Genomic DNA, 24,883 nt, shown 5'->3' on the forward strand with positions numbered 1-24,883 from the left:
TTCAAGCGTGAGCTAGAAAAGCTAAATATCTCACCAAATGCAATAAGCCAAGTCTTCAAAGAAATGGATAGAGAAAATAAAGAAGGATACAATGAAGCAATAAATATAGTGCTAAAAGACTTATATGAAGATTCTAAAGTAATGCTAGATAGAAGCAGATATGACAGCTTTAGAAAATTGCTTGATGAGAAAGGAGTAGCAAAGGTGTTTAATTCTCAAGGAGAAGAGTTAGCTAGGTATTGGTTTAGTTGGAAGATTGTAAATTAAAAAAGATAGAGTAGTTGCAATACAGAGACAAAAATATAAATCTCAATATAGAACTCATAAAAAAGCCAAAAAAATATGTTTGAATATGTAATTTTCCATGAATTAGCACATCTAATTGACACAAATCACTCTAAGGAATTTTTATCGTTATCTTACTTGCTATATGAGTGATTAAAAAGTGTTAATTTAAAGATGAATCTAATAAGAAAATCAAAAAAATATACTTGAAAATATGAGTATCTAAAGTCATTTTAGAATTTTTAGCAAAGAGTTGGAAACTATAAGATTCTAAGCAAAGCCAAGTTTCCTAAACTTTGTTATAATTTTACTGCTTTAAGCTTCGTTTTTATTGTCTTTGTGAGAGTAAAGGAGCTACATGGAGTTGATTATAATTTATGTAATAACTTTAGTGGCGTTGATTCTAGTTTGTAAAAACTATAATCTAACTCTTAAAAACTCAATAAGATTCTAAAATAAGCCCACTTAACTTAGACTTAAAGCACAATTCTTCTCACAAAAGACAAAGTGGGTTTAGAATCTTAGATTCTAATGTCTTTTGTGGAATTATTTGTAAGTAAATTTAAGCCTAAACTCAAAGAACTAAGCTAATTTTCTTAATGAAAAATGGGAATCCCTAAAATTTCTACAACCTTTAAAAATTAATTTTAAAGGTTGTAGAAATTCCTCCCAATTCATACGAAAATTAGCTTAGCAGTCCCTTACAATTTGCACGATTGCTCTTTGTCTTTGTGTTTATAAAAATACAAAGCAAAAGTAGGCTACCTTATTTTTATGAGCCTTAAATACTTTCGTTTTAAGGCTTTAAAAATTTTCCTAATTGCTTTTTAATTTTTACAAACACAAGCCTAGCATACAATCATTCCCAAAGACTTTTTAGGCACACTCTTAGCACCTTATTCCTTACAACCACACTTAAAACCTCCTAAAATGCTAGACAAAAAAGGAGTAAGCATGATAAAAACTTAAGCGGACAAAGTCCTTTTAGGGCACCATTTGCCTTTGGTTCTAGTGTGGATATTTTTATAAATGGTAATAATGACGGAAGTATAAAAGTGCTATCAAGCACAGGAGAAGAGTTAGCTAGACATGAATTTAGTGGGAAGATTTTAAGAGATTTAAAAGTATCGCAAAATCAAAGCCTTTTAAAGAAGTATCGGGTTATAGAATCTGTATTTGCATAGGTTATGCTAAAAGGCAGTAAAAAGATTAAAGAATAGAGGTTTTGCATTGGATTTCCTTGTAATTTATTTATGTCTAGTTGTTAGAGATTAATTTAAACTAGTTTTATCCTATATAAAATCCTTTAATCAATATAGCCGATTGCATATATTGCTATATTTCACTTTGAGTGCTCGTAATAAATTTTTGGATATTCTCTATAAAGTTTATCATTAATTAAAGCACCATTTTCTTTTTTATTTCGTTTTATGCCATCACTTCCCCAAGTCCCCCATTGCTTAAAGAAAAATGCTACTTTTTGTTTCTCGCATTGTTTTTTGATATTTAAAACCCAAGATTCTTGCATAGCCCTTGCATTAAAACCACTCTCCCCACCAACAATCACCCAATCAATACCACTTAAATCAAGTTCTCCTAAATCGCTTATCAAAGGCTCACAAGAAAGCCATTTTACATTTGCTTTTAAATCTCGGATTAGTTCGATCCTATCTTTTACTCTGCGAGATTCTATTGTTGTGCCTAACCAGACATTAGTAGGAATCTCATTTTCTAAAAAATATTCTCTCATCCTTTTGGGGCGTTTCGTAAGGATTTGGTATTGATGATAGGGAGTTTTTTTGATAACTTGCAAGATAGAATCCAAAAAAGCATAATCCATTTTTTCATGAAATAAATCACTCATAGAATTTACAAAATATAGTGTAGGTTTTTTATTTTTAAGTGGTTCATTAAGTCTGTTTGGAAGTATTTTAAACTTAAAGCCATCTTGATAATCTTTATTACCCATAGCTTGAAGTCGCTTTGCCATGACTTCAGCATAGCAGTTTTTTCAACCAGAACTTACCTTATTGCAACCAATAGTTGGATTCCAACTTGCTTGTGTCCATTCAATTTTTGTTGGTTTCATTTTTTAAGCTCAATATAAACTTTTATTTCTTTTTTATCCAAATGAAAACCGGAATTTGCACCACAATATTCACACTTTAATTTATTTTTATTTTATTTAAGAATAACACTTGTATGTTTAGTTAAAAATCCATTATCTAAACCAAAATTTTTGATTTCAATATTGTTTCTTTTTTCTTTTAAAAACTCCAATAATAAATTTTGATATTCTTTCTCTTTTTGTGTAGGAGCACTCTCATCGTAAAATAAAGTTCCTTTTTCCCTAGAAATATCTTTGTCTATATTTACATTTCCTTCTCCAAAATCTTTATCTATTTTCCAAGTAGTTTCTAAAAATTTCCTTTGTCCTTCTCTATGAGTAGAGAGAAAAATCAAGCCATTGATATTTTTATTGTCTTTAATAAGAGAAAAAGGAGTAATAAACTTATCAGGTAAAAACTTTTTAAAATATTCAGCTATTACTCTGTGAGTTTGATAACTTGTTTTTCCTTCAAAATTTTCTTTTGATATATACTTAGTATCTAAATATTTTTTAAATGATTCTTCTTTTAAAAATCTTCTACAATGCCCGGAAGAAATGAAAATTAAAATATCTGTTCTTTTACATAAAAATTCTTTAACTTTATTAATGTGTTGAATGCCATATTGGTCTAAAAATATAAGTTTATAATAATTTTTAGAATATACTTTGAAGTCTTTAGTGTCAGATGAAATATATTTTACTTCTATATTTTTATCTTTCAAATTAGGGTATTCTTTTGCAATAGTAGATCTTAGTTGCTCAACCTTATTCTCATCATTATCATTAAAATAAATTTTTATTATTTTATCTTTACGATCGCGTTTTAATACCGCATCTAGAATCCTAAGTGGAGAACCTTTATGTGTTTTTGTGCCATCATATCCACTACCACAAAACAAATCATAAATTTCTATTGTCTGAAAAATCTTATTATCTTTTTTATAATTAATTGTAACATTAAGCCATTCATCAATATATTGCTCAAAAACATCTAGCTTTGTTAATGTTGCACTATCCCACTCTTCTTTATGCATATCTTTTGCCATTTTTTTATTCCAAGCTCTTATTTATTTTATCTCAATACACAATTCTAAGTCTATCACTTAGGCTAGAATCAAGATTTAAAAAGTTTTCTAAACTCAAATCTTCAAAGCCATCGATGAAAATATATTCATTTTGTGTATTGCGTAAGAAATCTAGCACTTCTTTATCACAAGTAACAAGATATAAGCAATCCTCACATTGATAAAGTTTGTTTGCAAAGATAGACTTTAGAGGTTTATCTAGCGTTTTTCCACTTTGTAAGGCTAGATGTAGTGCTTTATCAAATGGATTTAGATTTAGATTACTAATTAACTCTAAAGTGCCTTGTTCTGTAGTGATTAGTTCAGGCTTATCGCTTAGACTTAACACATTAAAGTGGATATTAAAATCTGGGTTTGCATTTGCAATCTTTGCACTTGCTCTTTTCACTCTTTCAATCGTTATATCACTAATAACTGGGCTTTTGCTTTTAAGAGTATTTTTACAAAAATCATAAGCAACTTTGCTTTTCTTTTTATCTATTTTTTCATCAAGTTGCACTAGGATAAATTTGCGATTACCATTATCTTCTGCGTTAAGTTCCATTACCGCTTGTGCGGTTGTGCCACTACCTGCAAAAAAGTCTAGGATAATATCATTTTCTTCTGCATTTGTAGAAATTTCACAAATTCTTTTAATTAAATTAATAGGTTTTGGATTGGAGAAAATATTATCATCTTTATCGTTTTTAAATATTTTATTCAATTCTTCTCCAGCTGAAAACGAACTCCCTAAATTTTCAAAAAAACTTGTTGGTGTAACGGGTCTTTCTTCGTTAATAAAAATCTTAATTTGTGGAACAGAATCTCTATTTTTTCCGTAATAAATCCTATTGTCTTTATCTAATAACTGAAATTCTTCTTTTGTAATTCTCCATACTCTACTATATTTTTTTCCACTTGGAGTTTCAATTTCATAGTATTTGGATGAGTTTTTAGTTCCTTTCATACTAATTGAACCAGCTTTAAACTCACCTCTAGGATCATTATCCAAATTTTTATACTCGTTTTCAAAATTTGGTAATTCCAAAAATTTATTAGTTAAAAACAAATCATAATTCTTTGCATAACAAACAATAAATTCATGATCTTTTCTAAAATTCTTTGTTATCTTCATTGTGCCACCAGAAGAACTATTTTCTTCAATTTTTCGCCATATTAATGTGCTAACAAAATTCTCTTCCCCAAAAATCTCATCACAAAGTATCTTTAAATTTGCTTGTTCGTTATCATCAATGCTTATAAATATCACTCCATCTTCTCTTAGTAAATCTCTAGCAAGCTTCAATCTTGGCAACATAAAGCTAAGCCATCCACTATGTGTGCGAGTGCTTTGTATGTTTTTAAAAAATTGCAGAGTTTCAGATTCTATCTCATTTCCTTCATCATCGATTTCTAGTAGTCCTACTTCTTGCAAAATTGCTTTATAGTCTTTTCTAAAATTATCCGGATAGATGAAATTATCATTTGTCGTATTATAGGGCGGATCTATATAGATCATTTTGATTTTTTCACTATAAGCGGATTTTAGGATTTTTAGTGCATCTAGATTATCGCCTTTGATGATAAAATTTTGTGCTTCCGCATTAGAATCTTCTTCGTTTTCTGTATTTTTGGATTCTTTGCTATGTTTACAAGATTCTAGATTGTGATATGTAAAAGTCTCTTCAAGCTTTAGCATTTTTTGAGTAGGAGTGCTATAAAGTGCATTGGCCAAAGCTTTACCTGTGAAGGTAAGCTCATAGCCTTGAATGTTTGTATTTGTATCTAGTCCTAAGAGAGTGGTGATAGTCTTTAAATCCACTTGATTATCTCTAATGGTTTGTGGAAAGTGTGTTTTAAGATTCTCAAATAAGGCATTGTGCCTCTCTTTAGAATCTATAATTTTTATACCTTTTTTTATCACTTCATCTTTTTGCATCATTTACTCTCCTTGTGCTTGTTTTAAACTTGTTAATAAATCTTGCTTATCAATGCGGGTGTTATAAACCACCTTAATGTTTTCATCTTTTAAGCTTTCTTGCAGGGCTTTAAAAAATCTTTTTGCATAATCTATCTTTTTTACTTCTGCTTCTCTTATTTTCAAGGCATTATCATAGCCTTTTGTCTCACAGATAAAAAAGATTTTTTGTCCATTTTTATCTTTTAGCAGGTAAGCAAAATCTGGCTCATAGTTTTTAAAAGGTGTGGGAATGCTAAATTTTGGTAATTTAGCAAAGACAACTACGCTTTTAGAATCTATTGCTTGATTTTCTTCTACTATCACTTCTTTTTCAATTTCACTATCATAGATTACTTTTTCAAAAAGATAGTTTGATGCCGGGGTTAGTGGCTTATTGCTTTTAGAATCTTTAGCGATATATCTACCTAACTTATGGCTTTCTATCTCTTCTTTTGGTTTGCCATTTTCATCATATAAAACAGATTCATTAGAATAGCTTTGGGTAAATTCATAGCCTACGCTTAAAAGTAGATTCTTATGCAATTCTTCTTTAAAAATATTTCTTAAAGCTTCAAAGGCAGCTTTTGGGGAATTATTGAAATTTGCTCTATTTAGATTATTTAAAATCTCTAATAAAAAAGGAAGTGGGATTTGATTTTCTTTTACAAAATCAAGACTTAAGGATTTAAAATCCTTATCTAGTGCTTTTGCATAATCTTTTGTGCTAATTGTTTGTATATCTTGGGTAATGATTTTATTGTTTTCTGTATCAAAAATTTTACTTTCAAATGTGATAGATTCTTTTTCTATTTGGATTTTATTAAACTCTTTAGCTATGTTTTGTATTAGAGAATCTTGATTGATATTTTGATAGATAATGAGTGATTTTTGATTAATCGTATCCCATAGCTCTTTAAACTCCTGTGCTAGAGTTTGCTTTATCTTTACTTTTTCTTTTGGGGCATTAGCATTTTGCACTTGCTCTTTTGTGGTATTTATATTTTTAAAAGATCCTAAAATAGAATCAAATTTATCTTTTAAAAGCTCTTTTAAATCTTTATTATCTTTGATTGTTTCATAAATAGGGGCGATGATTTTATAAATATTGCCAAGCTCATCAAATTCCACTAAGTTTAGATCTTCTAGTTTTATAAGCAATCTACTTGCCTCTCTTGCATTAAGCCCTTGACTTTCTAGCCTTTCTTGACTAATCCATACCGCATCCAAAGCAAAACTAGAATCCATTATTTCTCTTTGCAAATCTTCAATAAAGCCTCTTTCTTCACTGCTTACAAGCATATCAAGGTGATTTATATCAAAAAACTCATTTTCATCATCTCTCAAAAATCTATGTGTAATTCTTTTGCCTTCATTATTTACACAGATTCTAAGTCCTCGTCCTACTTGCTGATGACGGCTTACATCACTGCTTGAATTTGCAAGTTTGGTTAGAGTGAATATATTTGGATTATCCCAGCCTTCTTGCAGTGCCCACACACTAAAAATAAAACGCAAAGATGTATCAAAGGAAAGCAATTTTTCTTTATCTTTTAAAATCAATGCTATATCAGCGGCTTCTTGGTTGTCAATATTTTTTTCCTTGCTACTAAGCTTGGCATCACCGCTAAAATAGCCTTGATGCACTTTCAACTTTCCTTCATCGTCATAATCTTTTTCTAAATATTCTCTATATTTACTATCTAAATTTTGCTTTAAAACTTCATTGCGTTTTTGTTTATAAAGCCTTTCAAAAGTATTTTTGACAAATGGCTCTTCACCCCTAAAATCTGTAATATTTGGGATAAAAAAGAGGCTTAAGGCTTTAATATTTTGTTTAAATAGTCGCTCTTCTTTTTCAAAATGCAAATCAATAGCTTTTGCTAAAAGACTTTCAATCTCATCTTCGCTAAGTTTATAAGACTTTTTCTTTTCTATTATCTTTCCATTGCTTAAATATGCTTTGTCTTTATTGACATTTACCAAACTAATACCTTGAAAGCTAGAATCTAGCTTACCTAAATTACTATTTTGTAAAATTGTTGTGCGTTTTTCTATGCCATTTTTGAAAAAGGAAAAGGTTGCGGATTTTGATTCGGATTTTGACTTGCTGGTATTTGTAGCTATCAAAAATGGGGTAGTATTATCCTGAATAAGTGTATGCACTCTAATTTGCTTCACAAGATAAGATCTAAATGCGCAAATGGAATCAAGGCAATATGCAACATTGCTTAACTCATAATCATTTTCTTTAGGAAAAGTTGCACCAAAGCGAAAATACAAAGAATTTAGTTTTGAAAAATATTTATTAAAAGCTTCGCCTTTGAGCAAATGTGGTTCATCTATGATAGAAATAGGTTTTAGTGAGATTATATTTTCAAAGATACTTTTAGTATTAAAAAGATTCTCATTGTTTTTATTAAGTAAATTACCCTCTTTATCAATAGCGCTATTGGTGAGTATTAGCACACTTAACTCATATTCATTTTTGATATAGTGATTAATAATTAGAGATTGGGATTTACTATCTGTGTATGTATAGGCTTTTAAATGCTTTTTATACTCACTATAAAAATAATTTTTTGTGAGATTGATATTTTGTTTGACAGATTCTAAAATCGCCTTTCTTGGGACAAAAATGATGAATTTATTTTGCTTAAATTGCTTGTTTAGTTCAAAAATAAGATTGAGATAAGTGAAAGTCTTACCCGTACCTGTCTCCATTAGAATATCTAAATTTAATTTATCACTAATATTTTGCACCGGTAAGGGTGTGATTTTATAAAAAGCTCTTAAACACTCTTGCAAATTATCTTGCTTTTTAAAATCAAAATCTTGCAAAATCTTAACTATATTTTCTAAGCAGTTTTGCTGATATTCTTGTTTTTCAAAAATCATTTTTGCTCCGTTTAAATGATAGCTAAATTAATATTTATCTTCATTGTTGATAATCAAATATTACTACTTCCGCCCATCCTCCAATACTTTTCGCATCCCATTAGAATCTATCTCACACACAACATAATGGAGGCCTTGCTTGTTTAGCTCTGCCATAAATGGATCAGGGTCGTTTTGCTCCATATTCCACACACCACTACCATTATTAGAATCTACTCCCTGATTTTCCCCGCCTTTTGGCATATCGCTATTATCTGCTTTGTTTGGTATTTTTGGCATATTTAGCCCCCATTTGCCCTCACATATCAACTTTGCTCCAATCATCGCTGGCACTCCAGTAGTATAGCTAACCCCTTGTGCATTTACTTCTTTGTAACACGCCTCATGGTCGCAAATATTATAGATATAAATTGTCCTATCTTTGCCATCTTTTTTACCCTTTATGTAGCAACCGATGTGTGTTTGACCTTTGGTTCTAGGGGCTAGGCTTGCTGGATCTGGAAGAAGGGTTTTTAGCACTTGGATAGGCACGATTTTTTGCCCATTATGCTCTATCTCATCTACGCGTAAGAAACCGATGTTTTCTAAACATTTCATATGTGTAAGATAAGATTCTCCAAAAGTCATAAAGAAGCGGATTCTCTTTAATCCTTTGATATTGCGGATAAGTGATTCTAATTCCTCGTGGTAAAGTAGATAGCTATTTTTCACGCCTACTTCTGGGTATTCCCACTCTTTCATTAAATCAAGTGGAGCGACATCTCGCCACTCCCCATTAAAATAGCTTTCATTTTTTAAATCTTGTGTGTTTGCTTCTAGTTTGAAGTGTTTTTCTTCTCGCTCAAACTTACGATAAATAGTATCTTTTTTAAGATCTGAATTTAATGCTAGTTTCTCATCTTTTACCCAAAATCTTGCTTTGGAGCTTACCTCACGCAAATTTATCTCTGGATTAAAGTTCGTAGCAAAGGCATAGCCATGATCTCCTGCATTGCAATCTAGTATATCAATAGATTCAATCTCGTCAAAATAATGCTTTTGTGCATACGCACAAAATACATTTGTAACGCCCGGATCAAAACCGCTTCCTAAAAGTCCAAAGATACCTGCTTCTTTATATCTTGTATCATATGCCCATTGTTCTTTGTATTCAAAGTGTGCACTATCTGGGTGCTCATAATTTGCTGTATCTAAATAATGCGTCTTTGTCCTTAGGCACGCTTCCATTATGGTTAGATCTTGATAGGGGAGGGCTACATTTACCACTAGCTTTGGCTTGTATTTATCTATCAAAGCTACGATAGAATCGACATTATCTGCATCTACACTTTCACAAATAATCTCACCCAAACTTTTAGAACGGATAGATTCTGCGATTGCTTCACATTTAGAAATTGTGCGAGAAGCAAGGATAATCTTAGAGAAAACATATCTATTCATCGCCATTTTATGAGCTACTACGCCACCTACACCACCTGCACCAATTTGTAAAACACAAGCCATTACTTCTCCTAGAATTAAAATATTGAAAAAATTATAACAATTTAAATAACAAAGAAGATATGACTAAAATAAAAAATTTATATTCACTAAACACTTGCTAAACACTTGCTTATTAAAATGCTATATAAATAAATTTTATGCAAAGAATATATAAATTAATTATTAATTAAATATAAATTATTTATAATTATTTTATAAATAAAATATTAAGAATTGGGTTATTTAATGTTTGATAAAATATTCTGCGATAATATTGTATTCCCTTATCATATGTGGGAGTGGGGCATTTTGTATATTAGTTTTAATGCTTTCTTGTTATTAAGCCTATATAAAATTTTTTCTTTACTTCCGTATTGATTTACTTTCGTGTATTTTTAATATTTAGTTAATTATTTTTTAAATTATTTTTGGAGACATGAATGAAAAATTACAATTAGGAACAAAGTTAATTATGGTTGTAAGCTCAGTTGTAGTGCTTGTTATGATAGCATTGACTATTATTATTTCTACAAAGCTCACAGTTGCACTACAAGATGAGGCACATAAATTATTGCAAACTGAAAGTGTTAGACTTGCAAATAGAGTGCAAGGTGCTGTTGGGCAGACTTTTGCAGTATTGGAATCTGCTGGTAGCGTTATGGCATTAATCGTGGTTAATGATAGAGAAGGAAATATTGATCAAAAGATTTTATTAGAATCTGTAGAAAGATTATTAAGAACAAATCAATATGCTAGATTTGCTTATTTTTATATTCCTGGAGATAATGTTTATTCAAGAAGGGCTGCATATCTGCAAAATACTGATTATTTGCTAGATAGTGGAGAGTTTATGATCTTTGCACATAGAGAGAATAATGATGTAGCAGTGGTAAAAGCAGAGGATAATTTAAAACAATTTAACTCATTACATAATGCTATTAGCAATAAAGTGTTAAGTATGGGTAGAGTTGGATAATCAAAGAGTCTTTGTTGTTTATATAACAAGACCAATTTTAAATAGAAAAAAAGAACTAATGGCTGTTGTTGGCGTTGTGGTTGATTTAAATGAAATTTCTAATTCTATATTCAATGCCAAGAGCGTTGCTTATGCGAATAATAGAAACTTTATGATTACAGAAAATGGTGTAATGCTAGTTAATTCTAATAGTGAATTAGTTGGTAAGAATCTAAAAGATATAAATAAAGATGAAAAAATTACAGAGTTTATAAAAAATAATGAAATAGGTATTGTTGATTATAGTTACAATGGAGTTGATAATTATGCAGGTATCACAGAATATAGAGTATGGAAAGATGTAGATACAGAATGGATGCTTGTATCAGTTGTGCCTAAAGATGAAGTATATGCACCACTTGTAAGCGTAGAGCGATCATAATTATTACAGCTTTAATATCTATGGTATTTATTATTGTTGCAATTTGGCTTTATTCTAAGAAATATATTTCTACTCGATTAACCAATTTGGGTAATTTCTTAAATGAATTTTTAGATATATTAATTATGAAAGTAAGACAGCCCCTCAAGCAATCAAAATAGTAGCACATGATGAGATAGGCACTATGGCTGAGATGATAAACAAAAACATAATCTCAACTAATTAATCTGTAAGAAAAGATGGTGCTATGATAGATGAGATAACAAAAGTTGCATAAGATATAGAGCATGGTAGCTTTGCAGGTGTGCTTAGTAATGAACCAATCAATCCTCAATAAAAGAACTAAAGGTAGTTTTAAATAGTATGCTTGATATATTGAGAGATAAGATTGGTAAAGATTTAAATGTTATCCTAGATGTGTTTAACTCTTATGGGAATCTAATTTTTAAAGCTAGATTAGTGAAGCAAACGGCAAAGTAGAAGAGGCTATAAACTCACTTGGAGATGAAGTTGCACAAATACTTAGTGTATCATCAAGTAATAAGATTACGCATTTAATGCAAAATGTATCAGATAAAACATCTGAAGTAACAAGACAAGCAGAAGATATTAAAAACATAGTAGGTGTAATTAAAGATATAGCAGATCAAACAAATCTACTAGCACTTAATGCTGCAATAGAAGCTGCAAGAGCAGGAGAACATGGTAGAGGATTTGCAGTTGTTGCAGATGAAGTAAGAAAGTTAGCAGAAAGAACTGGTAAATCATTAAATGAAATAGAAGCTAATGTAAATATATTAGTGCAAGGTATTAATGATATGAGTGAATCTATAAGAGAACAAACTACTGGTATAGAGCAAATTAATGATGCAATATTGCATTAAATACAATTACAGAAGAGAATTTGTTTGTTGCTAATGCGACTGATGATGTTGCAAAAGAAATAAATCGCATTGTAGAAGCAATCAACGAAGATACAAATAGAAAGCAATTTTAATTTACGGAATCTTTAAGATTCCGTTATCCTACTATTATATTTTCATAAATTAATTTTATAGACATTATAAATGAGACAAGCACGATTAGTGGTTTTATGATTTTTACTCCATATTTTAAAGCCATCTTAGCCCCCAAATTTGCACCAATAAATTGTCCTAATGCCATTATAAGCCCTATGCCAAATAGCATATTCCCACTAAATGCAAAGAATAAAACTGATGCTAGATTCGTAGAGAAGTTATATAGCTTTGCTTGTGCTAGTGATTTTGTAATATTAAATCCAGCTAACATTATTAATGCTAGAAGAAAGAAAGACCCAGTCCCGGGACCAAAAAATCCATCATAGAATCCTATTGCACATAATGCTAGTATAAACAATCTTTTATGAGATGCTCTATCTTCATTATTAACTTGAGGAGAGAATAAAAAGTAGATTCCAAATGCCATTATTAAAAATGGTAGAAATTTTTGCAATGCATTAGTATCTATAAATTGCACACTTATAGTTCCAGCTCCAGATAGCAAAAAGACGATTATTATATTTGGAAGAGATTCTTTTAAGTTTATGTAGCCTTTGTTATAAAAATATCTTGCAGCACTAAAGCTACCAAAACTGCTTTGTAGCTTATTTGTAGCTAGAGTTTCAAGAGGAGAAGCACCAGCTAGAAGCAAACTAGGTATAGTAATCATGCCACCTCCACCTGCAATTGAATCTATAAATCCAGCTATTAATGCTACAAAAAACAAACATGCTATAATGTATATATCAAATCCAAAAACCTCAAACATAACCAACTCCCCAATTTGATTATCTACGATTATAAGTGAAAGTGGAATAAAAGTTGCTTAAGTGTTTTTCAAAGACATTTTAGGAGACTTGATATGAGCATATTTAGTTATTCACCAGCTAGAGCATTAGCACAAGAAGCACTAGACCACAGGGCGTTAAGACGAGATATGATAGCAAGTAATATAGCAAATGTATCAACTCCTATGTATCGCCCAAAAGATTTAAATTTCGAACAAATGATGGCAAAAAAGGCAGATGAGATTTTAAATAACGAAAGAGATTTCAAGCTTGATGTAGCTTTGACAAACAAAAATCATCTATTGCCATTAGAAGAAATGGATTTAAATAAGCCTACTATGTTTTATAGAGATGGGCATTTAGCAAGAAATGATGGCAATAGCGTTGATTTAGATATTGAGACAAGTGAAATGGGCAAAAATGACATTATGTATCAAGCAATAGTTGGTGCATTAAGAAAGCAGGGTGGAATTTATACCTATGCTCTAGAATCATCTAAGAATATATAATTAGGAGTTAGAGATGTTTTTATCTAGTTTTGATATTAGTGGATATGGACTATCAGCTCAAAGACAAAGAGTAAATTTAATCTCAAGCAATATAGCAAATGCAAATACCACAAGAACAGATGAAGGTGGTCCTTATAGAAGAAGAGAATTGATTTTAAAAGCATTTGATTTTGATAAAGTTTTGAATCAAAAGTATGAAAAAAGTAATAATTTGCTAGAATATGAAGATCCATTAGATGAGATGGATATTTTTGATGAGGGGCGAAAGCCAAAGCCTACGCTAATGAGCGTTTATGTTGATAAAGTTGTCAGGGACGACACTCAACCTAGAATGAAATATGAGCCAAGCCACCCAGATGCGAACTCTGAAGGTTATGTTGCATATCCTAACATTAACCCAGTTGTAGAAATGGCGAATCTAATTGAAGCTACAAAGGCTTATCAGGCAAATGTCGCTGTTTTTCAGAGTGCTAAGAATATGGCTACGACTGCTATTTCAATGTTCCAAGCATAAAGGAATATAAATGGAAATTAATAAATATGGTGTAGATTTTGAAAAGATAAATTCGAAACTGCAAGATGTGCCAAATTTATCTCCAAACCATGAGCTAAATGCACCGGGAAAAAGTTTTGGTGGTATGCTAAAAGAAGCCGTTGATGAGGTAAATGCATATCAAAAATCAACAGAGCAAGTAATGGCAGATATGGCGACAGGACAGATAAAAGACTTGCATCAAGCAGCAATAGTAATAGGTAAAGCAGAAAATAGCATGAAATTGATGCTTGAAGTTAGAAACAAGGCTATTAGCGCCTATAAAGAGCTTATAAAAACACAAATTTAATGAACGATACCACTTCTAAAAAAGCCGGTAAAATCCTGCTTCTATTTTTGCTAATAGGAGTTGGGTTTTGCATATTTTTAGGGACTATTTTTTATAACATCATCACACAAAGACAACTACCAAATTTTCAAGCAAAGAGAGTTGAGAGTGCTATTAGGGGTTCTATTTATAGTGCTGATGGATTCCTGCTTGCATCTAGCAAAAAGGTTTATAAAGCAGTTGTTAATACATATAACATAGATCCACAAAAACAAGACTTATTTGTTAGCTTGTTTTCTGCTTATAGTAAGATTCCAAAAAGCGAGATTGAATCAAAGTTAAAAGAAAAGGGCAATGTAGTCTTGTCTTACAACATAGATTCAAAGAGTGCTTCATATTTAAAGCAACTAAATTTAAAACTAAATTCTTTAGATGTTTTTAGGACATATGAAGATAGCAATGGAAATATTTTTAAATATGGCTTGTCTGTTGTTGAGAGTGGAGAGATGAGAGAGTATCTATATGATGATACAATGGAGCCAATTTTAGGATATATAAATAAACTAGATGATAGTAGAATCACGCGTGTAAGTGGTGTTAAAGGTATAGAAAAGAGTTTTAATGAAGAGTTAGAGCCAACTAGCGATATGTTAATGGTGGGCACTAGAGATATAGGATTCAATGTCATTTTAAATAAAGATTCAATTTTTAAAGATAGAGTTGATGGATATGATGTAATATCAAGCATACCTCTAAAGTTGCAAAAAAAAATAGAAAGATTGGTTGATAAGAATAAAGATATTCTGGGTGCAAAAGAAGTTGTTGTTGGAATAATGGAAGGTAATAGTGGCAAGATTTTAAGTCTTGCAAGTAGTGCTAGATTTAATCCAAATGCAATTAAAATAGAAGACTATCCAAAGCTAAATGCAAATGCAATAGAGTATTCTTACGAGCCTGGAAGTATAATTAAGCCGATAATTTATTCTATTTTGCTTGATAAGAATCTAATAAATCCAAGTGAGATTATAGATTTAGAGAATGGAAGATATAGGCTTGATAATTTTTATATCACAGATACTCATAAGCTAGAATCTGCAAGCATAGAAGATGTGTTGTTGTATTCAAGCAATATTGGCATGGCAAAGATTGCACAACGATTAAATGCGATAGACTATAATGAGAGCTTGTTGAAGTTTGGATTTGGCAAAGATAGTGGCATAGATTTGCCTTATGAGAAAATAGGTGCAATTCCAGATTCAAGGAGACTTGGAGGAGAAGTATATAAAGCAACCGTGTCTTATGGCTATGGACTTAGGACTACATTTATGCAGATGTTAAAGGCATATAACACGATAATTAGCAATGGAATCTCTTATGAACCTTATGTTGTAGAATATCTGCTAGATAGCAAAAATGTAAAATACAAAATAAATCACGAATCCCCACAAAGAATCTTAAGCGATAAAACGGCAAACATTGTAAAAGATACACTAATAAAAGTAGTATCCGATGGCACAGGTAGGACTGCTAAGGTAAGTGGAATAACAATCGGAGGCAAAACAGGGACTGCACATATAGCACAAGGTGGAAAGTATGTAAGGAAATATAATAGCTCATTTTTTGGGTTTGCTAAAGATGATAAAGGACATGAATACACAATAGGCATAAGTGTATTTGAGCCAAATGAAACTGAAGCATATTTTGCTTCAAGAACTGCAGTGCCACTTTTTAGAGAAGTTGTTGAGTTGCTTATAAAAGAGGGCTATTTAAAAGTAAATAAAGCTCAATAAATATTCTGAAGTAAAACACAAAAAGATTTAAAGCCTAAAACTAGGGATTACCACCCTAGCTTCACGCCACCACCTTCATTTACCTTATAGTTAGGGTCTCTTCCCACTTTATATCCATTATCACCACCATTGCTTAAAGGACGACAAATATCTCCATTTTTTATGCTTCCTTCTATTATTTTGCCATAGGAAATTTTTGGTGTTACTCTAGTTATTTCTACATTGCCACTTTTTGTTTCTATGTGTCCTGTTGTTTCTTTTGTATAAGAATCTGTAATAGCTTTACCTAAAGAAAAACACTCATAGCTCTCTCCCATATCTAGCTTTTGTGAAAATACTGCTTCTTCATTTGCGACTTCAGCCACTTTTAGAGGGTATATAGCATTTAAAATATCGCTTGAAATTTTATGTGCTATTTTTTGCATTATTGCCTCATCTTCGCTTAGTGAGCCATTTTTTATGGTGAATTTTTCAATTAGGGTGTTTGAATACTTAATCTGCCTTGTTGCAAATAGCAATACTCTATAATCAATGCTAATTTCAGCTTGTAGTTTTGTCTTGCCTGTTAGATTGCTTTTCTTTTGTTCTCCATCTAGTCCGCTTATGTTGAATAGCAAAATATAATCTGTTACAAGGACATTTTTAAGTTTATATACTTCATCGCTCATTGCATCACCACTTTTTATGAGTGCCTTTTCCATATCGTAATATCCTTGCGAATCTCTATCTAGGACATTGAATTTTCTACTTTGTAATAATTCTGTTATTATCTTTTGTTGTAGTGTAGCACCAAGCGAGGCTTGTATTTTGTTGTGAGATACATTAAAGACACTTATATTTCTTCTGCTATCAGCCTTTAGTCCGGGTGCTACATATTTTTTTGTAGTGGTTGTTTTGTATATTGTTACATTTGCTATGTATTTTCCATTTTCTTCAAACACACTATCTACTTCATAGCTATCTGCCGAACCTTTTGTTGCTTTGTTTATTTGCTCACTATAAGTATCTTTTATATTTGTGCTTTCATTTGTGCTTGTGCTTATGTTTATAGACTTTTTAATAGAGTTTATACTAACTCCATTTAGTTTCCCTATAGCTTCAATGATTGCATTATTTATGGCCTCTTCTCTGCTTAAGCCACTGCCTTCTCCACTTGCTTGTTTGGTTGTTGTATTTGTGACTACTTTAGCTTCTAATGCACAAAGGCATAGAAATATTAATAGAATCTTTTTCATGCTATATCCTAAAAATCATCAATGCTATTTACAATGCTTGATTTTTTATCTTGCTCTCTTGTTTGGGGCTTGGTTGTTACTTTTTTGTGTTCTTGTTTTATTGGTGATACTGCTTGTGTTGTATTTACATAGTTTTTATAAGAATACACTCTAATAATGCCAACATATTCTGTATTATTATCTGTATAAGACCATCTCTTAGCAGTTCTAATTCCTCTTAGATTCCCCTTTGTCTTGCTTGTGATTGTCTTTAGAGACTTATCTACTATTTCACTTATCATTTCTTCTGTGATTTCTTTTGAGCCATTATTTATATTTTGAGATTCTTTTAGTGTTTGTTTTATTATATCGCCTGTTTGTGTTTCATCTCTTAGGCTTATTTGTGTGCTTACGAATTCCCTAATAGCTATATCTGCTTGATTTTGAGCTGTCTCTTTTGCACCACTTTCTAGTCTATCTAGGATTCTAGAATCGCTTGAAGTCTTGCCATAGCCCCATATTCCATAGCTTATTATCATAGGTTCGCCATTTTCATCATATACCATTCTTATGCCATATTCATTTATATAGTCTTTGTCCTCTTTTGGTAGGAATTCTTCTAGCTTCTTGCCCTTGCCTTTTATGTTTGATTGTCTATTCTTTTTTATATCATCTGCTATGGCTCTTGTTTTATTTGAGATTACTGCAACTACACCAACTCTATAATTACCATTTTTGGTTGTTGTAACATAAGTTTGCATAGGCACTAGACCACTCATTTGACCACTTGCATCTATGATTGTTTTAGTTATAAATTCATCTTTGAAAATGTCTTTTTTCCTCTCTTGGCTTAAACCTTCTACTTCAATCCCTAAGTCTTTTAGCGCAGAATCTAGTTTTGCACCGGTGAGTTGTGTTACCTTATCCATTATTTGTGATAGCACACCACCTTTTTCTAGTTCTTCAAACTCTCTTGCATTTGTTGAGTTATCATTTAGGTATTTTAGGATTCTTTGGTTTGCCAATCTGCCAAAGGCATCTTTTATAAATTCACTTTGTATGTTTAGCATAGCCTTTTGAAATGCTATGCTACCTCCTCTTGCAAGATCTCCCTTATCAGATATATCTGCATATCCATAATAAAATGTCCTGCCATTTTCTGTTACTCCATATTCTATATTATGCGCGTTTGCAAATTCATCAAAATAATCTTGTATATCTTTTGTTGTCACCTCTTTTTCTTGTGGTAGAGATAATTCATTTTGAATCTTAATATCAGATTGCGTTATTTCAGTTTGCTTTTCTCCTTGTGCATAAAGAATATTACTTAAAATCAAAGAACTAATGAATATTATCTTTTTCATTATTTTCCTTACCAAGTTACAGATTTGCTAGAGCCTGTTTTGTTGATTGTTTGCTCATCTTCCCAATATACAAGTCCAGAGTTTAAGTCTGTTATTCTAAGTAAAAAGAAGTATTCTACTTGTGTTTTGCCATTGCTTAATCTCACATTATCTTGTCTTATCTTACCAGCTAGTGAGAAGTCAGGAGATACTAGAGTTCCCTTTTTTGCGATTGTGTTTTGATTGAATTCATCATTATCTCTTAATTCTCTAACATCTTCACTCATGGAATCTAATGCACCACCATGTGCTACTGCGGAAGTTAGCACAAACTTACCAGACCTTCTTAGAGCTGAAGTTATCTTGGCAGTTAGTTTTTCTGTATCAATTCTTTGTGGAGTGTCATTTAGGATTCTGCCTATTGCAATTACCTTTCTATCTCCTGCTTGTATATTTGCAAATGCAGGATCACTAAGCATACTATTTATCATATTCTCTGCTGTATTTTCAAAATCTTCTCTATCTAGTCCTAAAGTTAGTGCTGACCCTTTGTTTGCTTGAGTTGATTTACCATCTGTGTATGTTGGACCAGAGCTACTAGCACACCCTCCAAGTAATGCACCTACGATACTAAAAGCTACTATTAAATTTTTTGTTTTCATTTTTTCTCCTTATTTTCTTTGAATGTAAATTTTAAAATCTTTTGCACTTTTGTGTTGTGCAACTTTCTTTATTCTTTTATCCTTATTTGCAAGGATTCTTATTGTTCTATATTCGTCATCTATGACATTTGGTAATTCTAAACCATTTTCATCTAGCCATGTAACTTTATAGATAATATCTCTATTAGTGCTACTTCTTAAGATTAAGTCAAATTCTAAAAGCCCATTTAGATTCTTTATTTCTCTTAGATTCTTTACTATATCTTTTGGCAGAGATGAATCTATAAATACTCTATCATGTTTTGTATGTGGAGCGGGAGTGTAAGTTACTCCACTACATGCACTAAAAAACAAAATACAAGCTAAAAGAAAAACATACCTCATACCTTACCTTTGTATTATATTTACATTAATTGGATTGCTAGGGTTAAATGAGCGAACAATCACAAGCGCACTTTTGTTTTTGTTTAATGTGGCTTGATATAGATGAGTGCCATCTGGTGCTTTTATCTCTATCTCTCCATTATTATCTAGCATTACAACTGATACACCTTTTGGTAATCCATTCCAATATCTAACATCTGCACTTGTTGTAGCCATTGTAAAAAGTGAGCTTGCTAGTGCTAGATATCCACCTGTTGCGTCATTTTTGGCTACAACGGCATTTAGAGTAGTTTTTGTGATTGTTTGTAGTAATGCCTTAGTTATCATTGTGGGCATATTTAGCTTAAATTCGGTAGCTACTATATTGTCTAAAACTACAAAATCAGATGTCTGCTTATCATTAATGCTTAAGAATGGATATGAATATTCTCTTGGCTTTAGTGTTTGTAGTGCGACACTTGCAGTAATTGCTTTTTTGTCAAAGATAAAAGGAAGATTTAATTTAAACTCATCTTTTGCAATGCCAAATCCATTTTCATAAACAACAAAAATCTTATTGCCATCTTTATTGCTATTTTCAAAAAATTCTGCTTGTTGTTGTATTTCTTCATTGTTAGGATTGATTATAGCTACTTCTCTAAAGAGATTTTGTGCTTTTATATAATCTCTATCCATGTAGAAAAACACAGAAGCAAGGTATGTCGCATAAGGGTTTATAAAGTCTTTTGTAGTGTCAAACTCTTCCCAGAGATGCTCATATTTGCCTTCTATTGTTTTTGTGTTTTTACCTATGTTTTCTTCGTAGTTTTGTGATTTTTGTTGCTTTTCTAGTTCTTGTCTATTTTTTTCTATTTCAGCTGCAAAATATTCTTTTGCCTTATCTTGACGCATAAGTGCTCTATTGAACTCTACTCTAGCGTTTTCAAAATCGCCTAGATTCATAAAGTTTATACCTTTATAAGAATTTAACATTATTCTTTCATACAAGCTTCCTTCATAATCTACAGCTCCTTCATTTATAAGTGTAGATGCAACTGCTTTTGCACCTTTTGTGCCTACGCTTTGTAAATCAACATCTTCTTTGTAAGATTCTTCTACCAAATCAAAAAATTCGTTACTTGTTTTAAAATTGCCACAATTTTTTGCTATTAACCCAGAATTCAATCCGACATAAATTGTGTCGTCATCGTCTTTTACTTCTTTTAGCTTCTCGTTAAAAAATTGCTCATCACATAACTTTTGTGTCAAATTATTTTCATAACTTAAATTGCTTTGTGAGCTGCTACAAGCACTAAACAATATACCAGCTACTATGAGCGAAGTTACAACTAATCCCTTTTTCAAACTTTCTCCTTATTTATCATGTTTTATAATAGCACAATATATATATAAATTTTTAATAATTAATATAACTTTTATTATAGATTGTTACTTTCTGCAAGGATTATTTTAAGAATCGTTTTTTGTTATAATGTATCTTTTTGTAGAGGAAAATAATGCAGTTTAAAATATATGATAGTGTCAAAAAAGAAAAGCTAGTCTTTGAGCCGATAAATAAAGATGAGGTTAGAATCTATGTTTGTGGTCCAACCGTGTATGATGATTCCCACTTAGGACATGCTAGAAGTGCCATTGTTTTTGATTTGTTGCGTAGGGTTTTGTGTGAGCTAGGATATAAGGTTATATTTGCAAAAAACTTCACAGATATTGATGATAAGATAATAAACAAAGCAAATAGTAGCGGAGTTAGTATAGATGAGATAACTACAACTTATATTCAAAAATATCTTTATGAAATGGAGCTTTTAGGGGTAAAAAGAGCAGATATAGAACCAAAAGCTACCGAATCTTTAGAGAGTATTGTTGAAATGATTGAAGAATTGTTGCATAAAGGTTATGCTTATAAAACAGATAATGGAGATATATATCTATCTGTCTGTAAGGATAGAGACTATGGAACTCTAAGCGGTAGAATAGCAGAGCTAGAGGCAAAAAGCAGGATAGAATCTATCGAACAAAAAAAAGATTCTAGGGATTTTGCACTATGGAAAAGCTATAAAGGAGTAGGTGATATAGGTTATGAATCCAAACTAGGCAAGGGGAGACCCGGGTGGCATATAGAATGCTCTGCTATGATAGATAAGCATTTAGCATATAGTGGAGAATATGCTATTGATATACATGGCGGAGGTGCTGATTTACTCTTCCCTCATCATGAAAATGAAAGCTCACAAACAAGATGTGCTAAAAATCAAACACTAGCAAAATACTGGATACACAATGGCTTTGTAACGATTAATAATGAGAAGATGTCAAAATCTCTTGGGAATAGCTTTTTTATAAAAGACGCATTAGAGATTCATAATGGAGAAGTTTTAAGATTCTATCTTTTAAGCACACATTATCGTGCTTTGCTTAATTATTCTGATAGTGATTTATTAAGCTCAAAAAAGAGGCTAGATAGAATCTATAGGCTAAAAAAGAGGATTCATGGTAAGGCAAATACTCTAAAGAGTGATGATGTATTTAAACAAGAATTATTAGAATCTCTAAGTGATGATTTAAATATCTCAAGGGTTTTAAGCGTTGTTGATGAGTTTGTAAGTAATGCAAATGAATTTTTAGATAAGAAGCAAAATGACAAGATTCCTTTTATTGCATCAAATTTAGAGCTAATAGCAAGATTGCTTGGAGTTGGGCTTATTGATTGCTTTTTGTATTTTCAGCTTGGTGTTAGCAAGGAAGAGAGGAAGGAGATAGAATCTCTAATTAATAAAAGAATGGAAGCAAAGAAAAACAAGGACTTTGCTTTAGCAGATTCCATAAGAGATACACTAAGTAACATGGGTATATCTATAATGGATAGCAGTGATGGCTGTGTTTGGGAGAAGCTATGAATGAACTAATTAGTGTTTTTATTATTGCACTACTTGGGAGTGCAGGGCATTGTATTGGAATGTGTGGAGGCATAGTTCTAGCATATAGCTCAAAACTAGAATCTAATAAAATTATCTATCATCTAAGCTATAACTTAGGTAGAGTTAGCATGTATGTAGCACTTGGGATTGTAGTTGGGTTTATTGGTAGTATGTTTTCTTTAAATATATTTTTTAAATCTAGCTTATTTGTTTTAGCTGGTATATGTATGATTCTTGCTGGATTATCTTTATTTGGGAAAATATCATTTTTTAAAAAGCTAGAATATAACATACAAAATACTAGATGGTATAAGTCAATATTTCAAAAATATTTACAGATTCAAAGTGTAAGTGGAATCTTTATTCTTGGTATGTTAAATGGATTGCTTCCTTGTGGTTTTGTATATGCGTTTTTATTTAAGGCAGCTAGCAGTGGAAGCATATTGAGTGGTGCTTTAATTATGCTTTCTTTTGGGCTTGGGACTATCTTTGCGTTGTTTTTGTTTGGTGTTATTTCTAGGTCTATTTTGGATAAAAATGAAATTAGAAAATTATTCTTAAATCTAGCCTCTATTGCTATTATTATTTTTGGTGTGCTTATGGTTTATAGAGGGATTATGATTTTTGGCGGAGGAAATGTAAGTCATGGTAATCATGGTATGCATATAATGGAGGCTAATGCTACTAAGCCAATGCACATGCACTAGGGAGCTTAAGTCCCTAGATAAATCTGCCCTGCATAAAGAATATACATTCTTAAAACAAATACTCCAATCATAATAGAAAGTGAGTTTAAAAGTATGAAATTAACCTTATAAGCGTGGTTTTTAAGTGCAGTTAGAGCAATTACACTAGGCACTACAACGCTAAATCCAACTACACAAATCCAAAAGATTCCCGCCCAAGTTCCACTAGTTAGCGAAGTAATAGTAGCAACTGCCTTTTCGCCTCCTTGAAAATAAAGCCCTACAAAAAGTGCAAAAAGCAATAAAGATTCAATGGGAATAACCCTTAAATCCATCGTTAAAAGGTATTTTGTAGTATCTTTTGAAACTTCTTTTTCAAAAAATATAAGCCCAAAGCAAATGCAAGCTGCAATCCCGCTTGAAAGTCCACTGGCTAAAAATAAAATAGGCAAAATCGGACTATTATAAAGTGGGAATGTCTGAATGGCTGAGAGTAAAAATCCTGTATAAACTCCAACACCACCTGCTATGGCAAAAACCAATCTTCCAAACCATAAAGAGTTTCTCTCTAAAAAGTCTAAGAGTGCTCCAAAGATTCTAACTATCCCTCCTAAAAAGCTCTGTTCTAGTGTGCTTCTAAATCTAATAATTGCATACGCTAAAGATAGCGGAGTGTAAAATAAAAGCAAAAGCACTCCTAAAGACATTACAGATTTTAGATTGTAGGTAATTAGAAGTTGATAGAAATTTAATGGTTTAGTTAAATCAAAAATCAAAATAATTAAACCAATAATTATACTAAAAGGAGCTAAAAGCACACCTGCTCTTACAAATGCGTCCCATGGAGCTTTTTTGTTTTTGTTCATCCACTCCACACTTAAAGCTGTCATCATCGCTCCACTACTAAGCCCTGCTAAAAATAAATAAAGTGCAATAGGCCAATGCCAAATGATTGTTGCACTATCTGGTCCCCATATCTCATTCATAGTTTTATTCCTCCTTTTTTATTTGGCACTACAAACAATTTTGGTTTTGTGCCTAAATGTGGTTTGTTTGTAACAAAAGGTTTGTTTGCTAAATAGCTAAAAATTGGACTTAGCGGATCATCCAAATCTCCAAAGATAAGTGCATCAGTAGGACACACAGCAACACATGCTGGTTCGCCATATTGCTTTAAATGCGTATGTTTGCAAAAGTTGCATTTATCTGGCACATTTGTTTTTGGATTTACATATCTTGCATTATAAGGACAAGCCACCACGCAATAAAGACAACCCACACAAAGATTAGCATTAATATCTACAATCCCATTTTCGTCCATAAAAGAAGCATGTGTAGGACACACAGTTACACAAGGAGTGTGTTCGCACATTTCACAAGAATGCCTTACATAATTAAAATTAAGATTTGGAAACTCCCCATGAGGACCATCCATCTTGACCTTTAATCTAAAATAGCCATCAGGTATTGCATTTTCACTCCTACAAGCAATCGTGCAACCCTGACAGCCAATACATTTCTCCATATCATGTATCATTGCATATTTCATTTTTACC

The 24,883-nt window shown here is 31.6% G+C and carries 23 protein-coding genes and 2 pseudogenes; 12 read left to right on the forward strand and 13 right to left on the reverse strand.

Translation table 11 applies throughout. The annotated features are described in order from the left end of the window. From PF022_RS07980 to PF022_RS07985, 3 genes are all read left to right on the forward strand, one after another. On the forward strand, positions 1-267 hold a 267-nt coding region (locus PF022_RS07980), incomplete at its 5' end, for a hypothetical protein (protein WP_271023457.1). A gap of 75 nt (positions 268-342) precedes the next feature. After that, entirely contained in the window at positions 343-438 is a 96-nt protein-coding gene (locus PF022_RS08920; RefSeq protein ID WP_442908589.1) for a YgjP-like metallopeptidase domain-containing protein, read from the forward strand. An 860-nt stretch (positions 439-1,298) separates the two neighbouring features. Next, positions 1,299-1,469 (forward strand): hypothetical protein, encoded by a 171-nt coding sequence (locus PF022_RS07985; protein WP_271021961.1) that lies wholly within the window; start codon positions 1,299-1,301, stop codon positions 1,467-1,469. Positions 1,470-1,627: 158 nt separating this feature from the next. Here the strand turns inward: PF022_RS07985 and PF022_RS07990 are convergent. From PF022_RS07990 to PF022_RS08010, 5 genes and pseudogenes are all read right to left on the reverse strand, one after another. Next, positions 1,628-2,374, reverse strand: a pseudogene (locus PF022_RS07990) (phage Gp37/Gp68 family protein). A 92-nt stretch (positions 2,375-2,466) separates the two neighbouring features. Then, positions 2,467-3,441 (reverse strand): three-Cys-motif partner protein TcmP, encoded by a 975-nt coding sequence (tcmP, locus tag PF022_RS07995; protein WP_271023458.1) that lies wholly within the window; start codon positions 3,439-3,441, stop codon positions 2,467-2,469. Between the two features lie 31 nt (positions 3,442-3,472). After that, positions 3,473-5,401: a site-specific DNA-methyltransferase gene (locus PF022_RS08000; protein WP_271023459.1), complete on the reverse strand. Its 1,929-nt coding sequence runs from the start codon at positions 5,399-5,401 to the stop codon at positions 3,473-3,475. Then, positions 5,402-8,314 (reverse strand): restriction endonuclease, encoded by a 2,913-nt coding sequence (locus PF022_RS08005; protein WP_271023461.1) that lies wholly within the window; start codon positions 8,312-8,314, stop codon positions 5,402-5,404. Between the two features lie 63 nt (positions 8,315-8,377). After that, the gene (locus PF022_RS08010) at positions 8,378-9,817 is read right to left on the reverse strand and encodes a saccharopine dehydrogenase family protein (RefSeq protein ID WP_271023463.1); all 1,440 of its coding nucleotides are present in this window, start codon (positions 9,815-9,817) and stop codon (positions 8,378-8,380) included. Positions 9,818-10,232: 415 nt separating this feature from the next. On the opposite strand from PF022_RS08010, the gene PF022_RS08015 reads away from it, so the two are divergent. From PF022_RS08015 to PF022_RS08025, 3 genes and pseudogenes are all read left to right on the forward strand, one after another. Continuing rightward, positions 10,233-10,772 carry a hypothetical protein gene (locus tag PF022_RS08015; RefSeq protein WP_271023464.1) on the forward strand — a complete coding sequence of 180 codons (540 nt, stop codon included), beginning with the start codon at positions 10,233-10,235 and terminating at the stop codon, positions 10,770-10,772. Next, positions 10,765-11,193, forward strand: a complete 429-nt coding sequence (locus tag PF022_RS08020; RefSeq protein WP_271023466.1) for a hypothetical protein — start codon at positions 10,765-10,767, stop codon at positions 11,191-11,193. The genes PF022_RS08015 and PF022_RS08020 overlap by 8 nt, the downstream gene beginning before the upstream one ends. A 545-nt stretch (positions 11,194-11,738) precedes the next feature. Continuing rightward, positions 11,739-12,066, forward strand: a pseudogene (locus PF022_RS08025) (methyl-accepting chemotaxis protein); the annotation flags it as partial. Positions 12,067-12,213: 147 nt separating this feature from the next. Here PF022_RS08025 and PF022_RS08030 read toward each other — a convergent pair. Beyond that, a complete protein-coding gene (locus tag PF022_RS08030) occupies positions 12,214-12,981 on the reverse strand; it encodes a TSUP family transporter (protein WP_271021953.1) in 768 nt (255 codons plus the stop codon). Positions 12,982-13,074: 93 nt separating this feature from the next. Here PF022_RS08030 and flgB point away from each other — a divergent pair, with 93 nt between their 5' ends. Genes flgB through PF022_RS08050 form a run of 4 tightly spaced genes read left to right on the forward strand, consistent with a single transcriptional unit; the run spans position 13,075 to position 16,120 of the window. Next, on the forward strand, positions 13,075-13,509 hold the full coding sequence (gene flgB, locus PF022_RS08035; RefSeq protein ID WP_271023470.1) for a flagellar basal body rod protein FlgB: 435 nt from the start codon (positions 13,075-13,077) through the stop codon (positions 13,507-13,509). A 13-nt stretch (positions 13,510-13,522) separates the two neighbouring features. Next, the gene (flgC, locus tag PF022_RS08040; RefSeq protein ID WP_271021951.1) at positions 13,523-14,023 is read left to right on the forward strand and encodes a flagellar basal body rod protein FlgC; all 501 of its coding nucleotides are present in this window, start codon (positions 13,523-13,525) and stop codon (positions 14,021-14,023) included. Between the two features lie 10 nt (positions 14,024-14,033). After that, a complete protein-coding gene (gene fliE, locus PF022_RS08045; protein ID WP_271021950.1) occupies positions 14,034-14,351 on the forward strand; it encodes a flagellar hook-basal body complex protein FliE in 318 nt (105 codons plus the stop codon). Next, positions 14,351-16,120 carry a peptidoglycan D,D-transpeptidase FtsI family protein gene (locus tag PF022_RS08050; protein WP_271023473.1) on the forward strand — a complete coding sequence of 590 codons (1,770 nt, stop codon included), beginning with the start codon at positions 14,351-14,353 and terminating at the stop codon, positions 16,118-16,120. The genes fliE and PF022_RS08050 overlap by 1 nt, the downstream gene beginning before the upstream one ends. A 47-nt stretch (positions 16,121-16,167) precedes the next feature. Here the strand turns inward: PF022_RS08050 and PF022_RS08055 are convergent, their stop codons facing one another. Genes PF022_RS08055 through PF022_RS08075 form a run of 5 tightly spaced genes read right to left on the reverse strand, consistent with a single transcriptional unit; the run spans position 16,168 to position 21,067 of the window. Next, the gene (locus PF022_RS08055) at positions 16,168-17,355 is read right to left on the reverse strand and encodes a CsgG/HfaB family protein (RefSeq protein ID WP_271023475.1); all 1,188 of its coding nucleotides are present in this window, start codon (positions 17,353-17,355) and stop codon (positions 16,168-16,170) included. A gap of 8 nt (positions 17,356-17,363) precedes the next feature. Continuing rightward, positions 17,364-18,698 (reverse strand): DUF6844 domain-containing protein, encoded by a 1,335-nt coding sequence (locus PF022_RS08060; RefSeq protein WP_271023477.1) that lies wholly within the window; start codon positions 18,696-18,698, stop codon positions 17,364-17,366. 8 nt (positions 18,699-18,706) lie between these two features. Beyond that, on the reverse strand, positions 18,707-19,339 hold the full coding sequence (gene lpoB / locus PF022_RS08065) for a penicillin-binding protein activator LpoB (protein WP_271021947.1): 633 nt from the start codon (positions 19,337-19,339) through the stop codon (positions 18,707-18,709). A gap of 9 nt (positions 19,340-19,348) precedes the next feature. Continuing rightward, positions 19,349-19,723 (reverse strand): YcfL family protein, encoded by a 375-nt coding sequence (locus tag PF022_RS08070; protein ID WP_271023479.1) that lies wholly within the window; start codon positions 19,721-19,723, stop codon positions 19,349-19,351. Positions 19,724-19,726: 3 nt separating this feature from the next. After that, the gene (locus tag PF022_RS08075) at positions 19,727-21,067 is read right to left on the reverse strand and encodes a hypothetical protein (protein ID WP_271023481.1); all 1,341 of its coding nucleotides are present in this window, start codon (positions 21,065-21,067) and stop codon (positions 19,727-19,729) included. 152 nt (positions 21,068-21,219) lie between these two features. On the opposite strand from PF022_RS08075, the gene cysS reads away from it, so the two are divergent. After that, the gene (gene cysS / locus PF022_RS08080) at positions 21,220-22,620 is read left to right on the forward strand and encodes a cysteine--tRNA ligase (RefSeq protein WP_271023484.1); all 1,401 of its coding nucleotides are present in this window, start codon (positions 21,220-21,222) and stop codon (positions 22,618-22,620) included. Next, entirely contained in the window at positions 22,617-23,348 is a 732-nt protein-coding gene (locus tag PF022_RS08085) for a sulfite exporter TauE/SafE family protein (protein ID WP_271023486.1), read from the forward strand. The genes cysS and PF022_RS08085 overlap by 4 nt, the downstream gene beginning before the upstream one ends. 5 nt (positions 23,349-23,353) lie before the next feature. On the opposite strand, the gene nrfD is transcribed toward PF022_RS08085, so the two are convergent. Both nrfD and PF022_RS08095 read right to left on the reverse strand, forming a co-directional pair. Further along, on the reverse strand, positions 23,354-24,313 hold the full coding sequence (gene nrfD, locus PF022_RS08090) for an NrfD/PsrC family molybdoenzyme membrane anchor subunit (protein WP_271023488.1): 960 nt from the start codon (positions 24,311-24,313) through the stop codon (positions 23,354-23,356). Further along, positions 24,310-24,876: a 4Fe-4S dicluster domain-containing protein gene (locus tag PF022_RS08095; RefSeq protein WP_271021941.1), complete on the reverse strand. Its 567-nt coding sequence runs from the start codon at positions 24,874-24,876 to the stop codon at positions 24,310-24,312. Before PF022_RS08095 ends, nrfD begins: the two co-directional genes overlap by 4 nt. Between the last annotated feature and the right edge of the window lie 7 nt (positions 24,877-24,883).

The organism is Helicobacter sp. WB40, assembly GCF_027859275.1.
Taxonomy (GTDB): domain Bacteria; phylum Campylobacterota; class Campylobacteria; order Campylobacterales; family Helicobacteraceae; genus Helicobacter_D; species Helicobacter_D ibis.

Coding starts and splice junctions, on each gene's coding strand:
- nrfD (WP_271023488.1), bottom strand. CDS start 24,313: ATGAATGAGATATGGGGACCAGATAGTGCAACAATCATTTGGCATTGG.
- PF022_RS08095 (WP_271021941.1), bottom strand. CDS start 24,876: ATGAAATATGCAATGATACATGATATGGAGAAATGTATTGGCTGTCAG.
- PF022_RS08015 (WP_271023464.1), top strand. CDS start 10,233: ATGAATGAAAAATTACAATTAGGAACAAAGTTAATTATGGTTGTAAGC.
- PF022_RS08030 (WP_271021953.1), bottom strand. CDS start 12,981: ATGTTTGAGGTTTTTGGATTTGATATATACATTATAGCATGTTTGTTT.
- flgC (WP_271021951.1), top strand. CDS start 13,523: ATGTTTTTATCTAGTTTTGATATTAGTGGATATGGACTATCAGCTCAA.
- PF022_RS08085 (WP_271023486.1), top strand. CDS start 22,617: ATGAATGAACTAATTAGTGTTTTTATTATTGCACTACTTGGGAGTGCA.
- PF022_RS08055 (WP_271023475.1), bottom strand. CDS start 17,355: ATGAAAAAGATTCTATTAATATTTCTATGCCTTTGTGCATTAGAAGCT.
- tcmP (WP_271023458.1), bottom strand. CDS start 3,441: ATGGCAAAAGATATGCATAAAGAAGAGTGGGATAGTGCAACATTAACA.
- lpoB (WP_271021947.1), bottom strand. CDS start 19,339: ATGAAAACAAAAAATTTAATAGTAGCTTTTAGTATCGTAGGTGCATTA.
- fliE (WP_271021950.1), top strand. CDS start 14,034: ATGGAAATTAATAAATATGGTGTAGATTTTGAAAAGATAAATTCGAAA.
- PF022_RS08010 (WP_271023463.1), bottom strand. CDS start 9,817: ATGGCTTGTGTTTTACAAATTGGTGCAGGTGGTGTAGGTGGCGTAGTA.
- PF022_RS08070 (WP_271023479.1), bottom strand. CDS start 19,723: ATGAGGTATGTTTTTCTTTTAGCTTGTATTTTGTTTTTTAGTGCATGT.
- PF022_RS08000 (WP_271023459.1), bottom strand. CDS start 5,401: ATGATGCAAAAAGATGAAGTGATAAAAAAAGGTATAAAAATTATAGAT.
- flgB (WP_271023470.1), top strand. CDS start 13,075: ATGAGCATATTTAGTTATTCACCAGCTAGAGCATTAGCACAAGAAGCA.
- PF022_RS08920 (WP_442908589.1), top strand. CDS start 343: ATGTTTGAATATGTAATTTTCCATGAATTAGCACATCTAATTGACACA.
- PF022_RS08060 (WP_271023477.1), bottom strand. CDS start 18,698: ATGAAAAAGATAATATTCATTAGTTCTTTGATTTTAAGTAATATTCTT.
- PF022_RS08005 (WP_271023461.1), bottom strand. CDS start 8,314: ATGATTTTTGAAAAACAAGAATATCAGCAAAACTGCTTAGAAAATATA.
- PF022_RS08050 (WP_271023473.1), top strand. CDS start 14,351: ATGAACGATACCACTTCTAAAAAAGCCGGTAAAATCCTGCTTCTATTT.
- cysS (WP_271023484.1), top strand. CDS start 21,220: ATGCAGTTTAAAATATATGATAGTGTCAAAAAAGAAAAGCTAGTCTTT.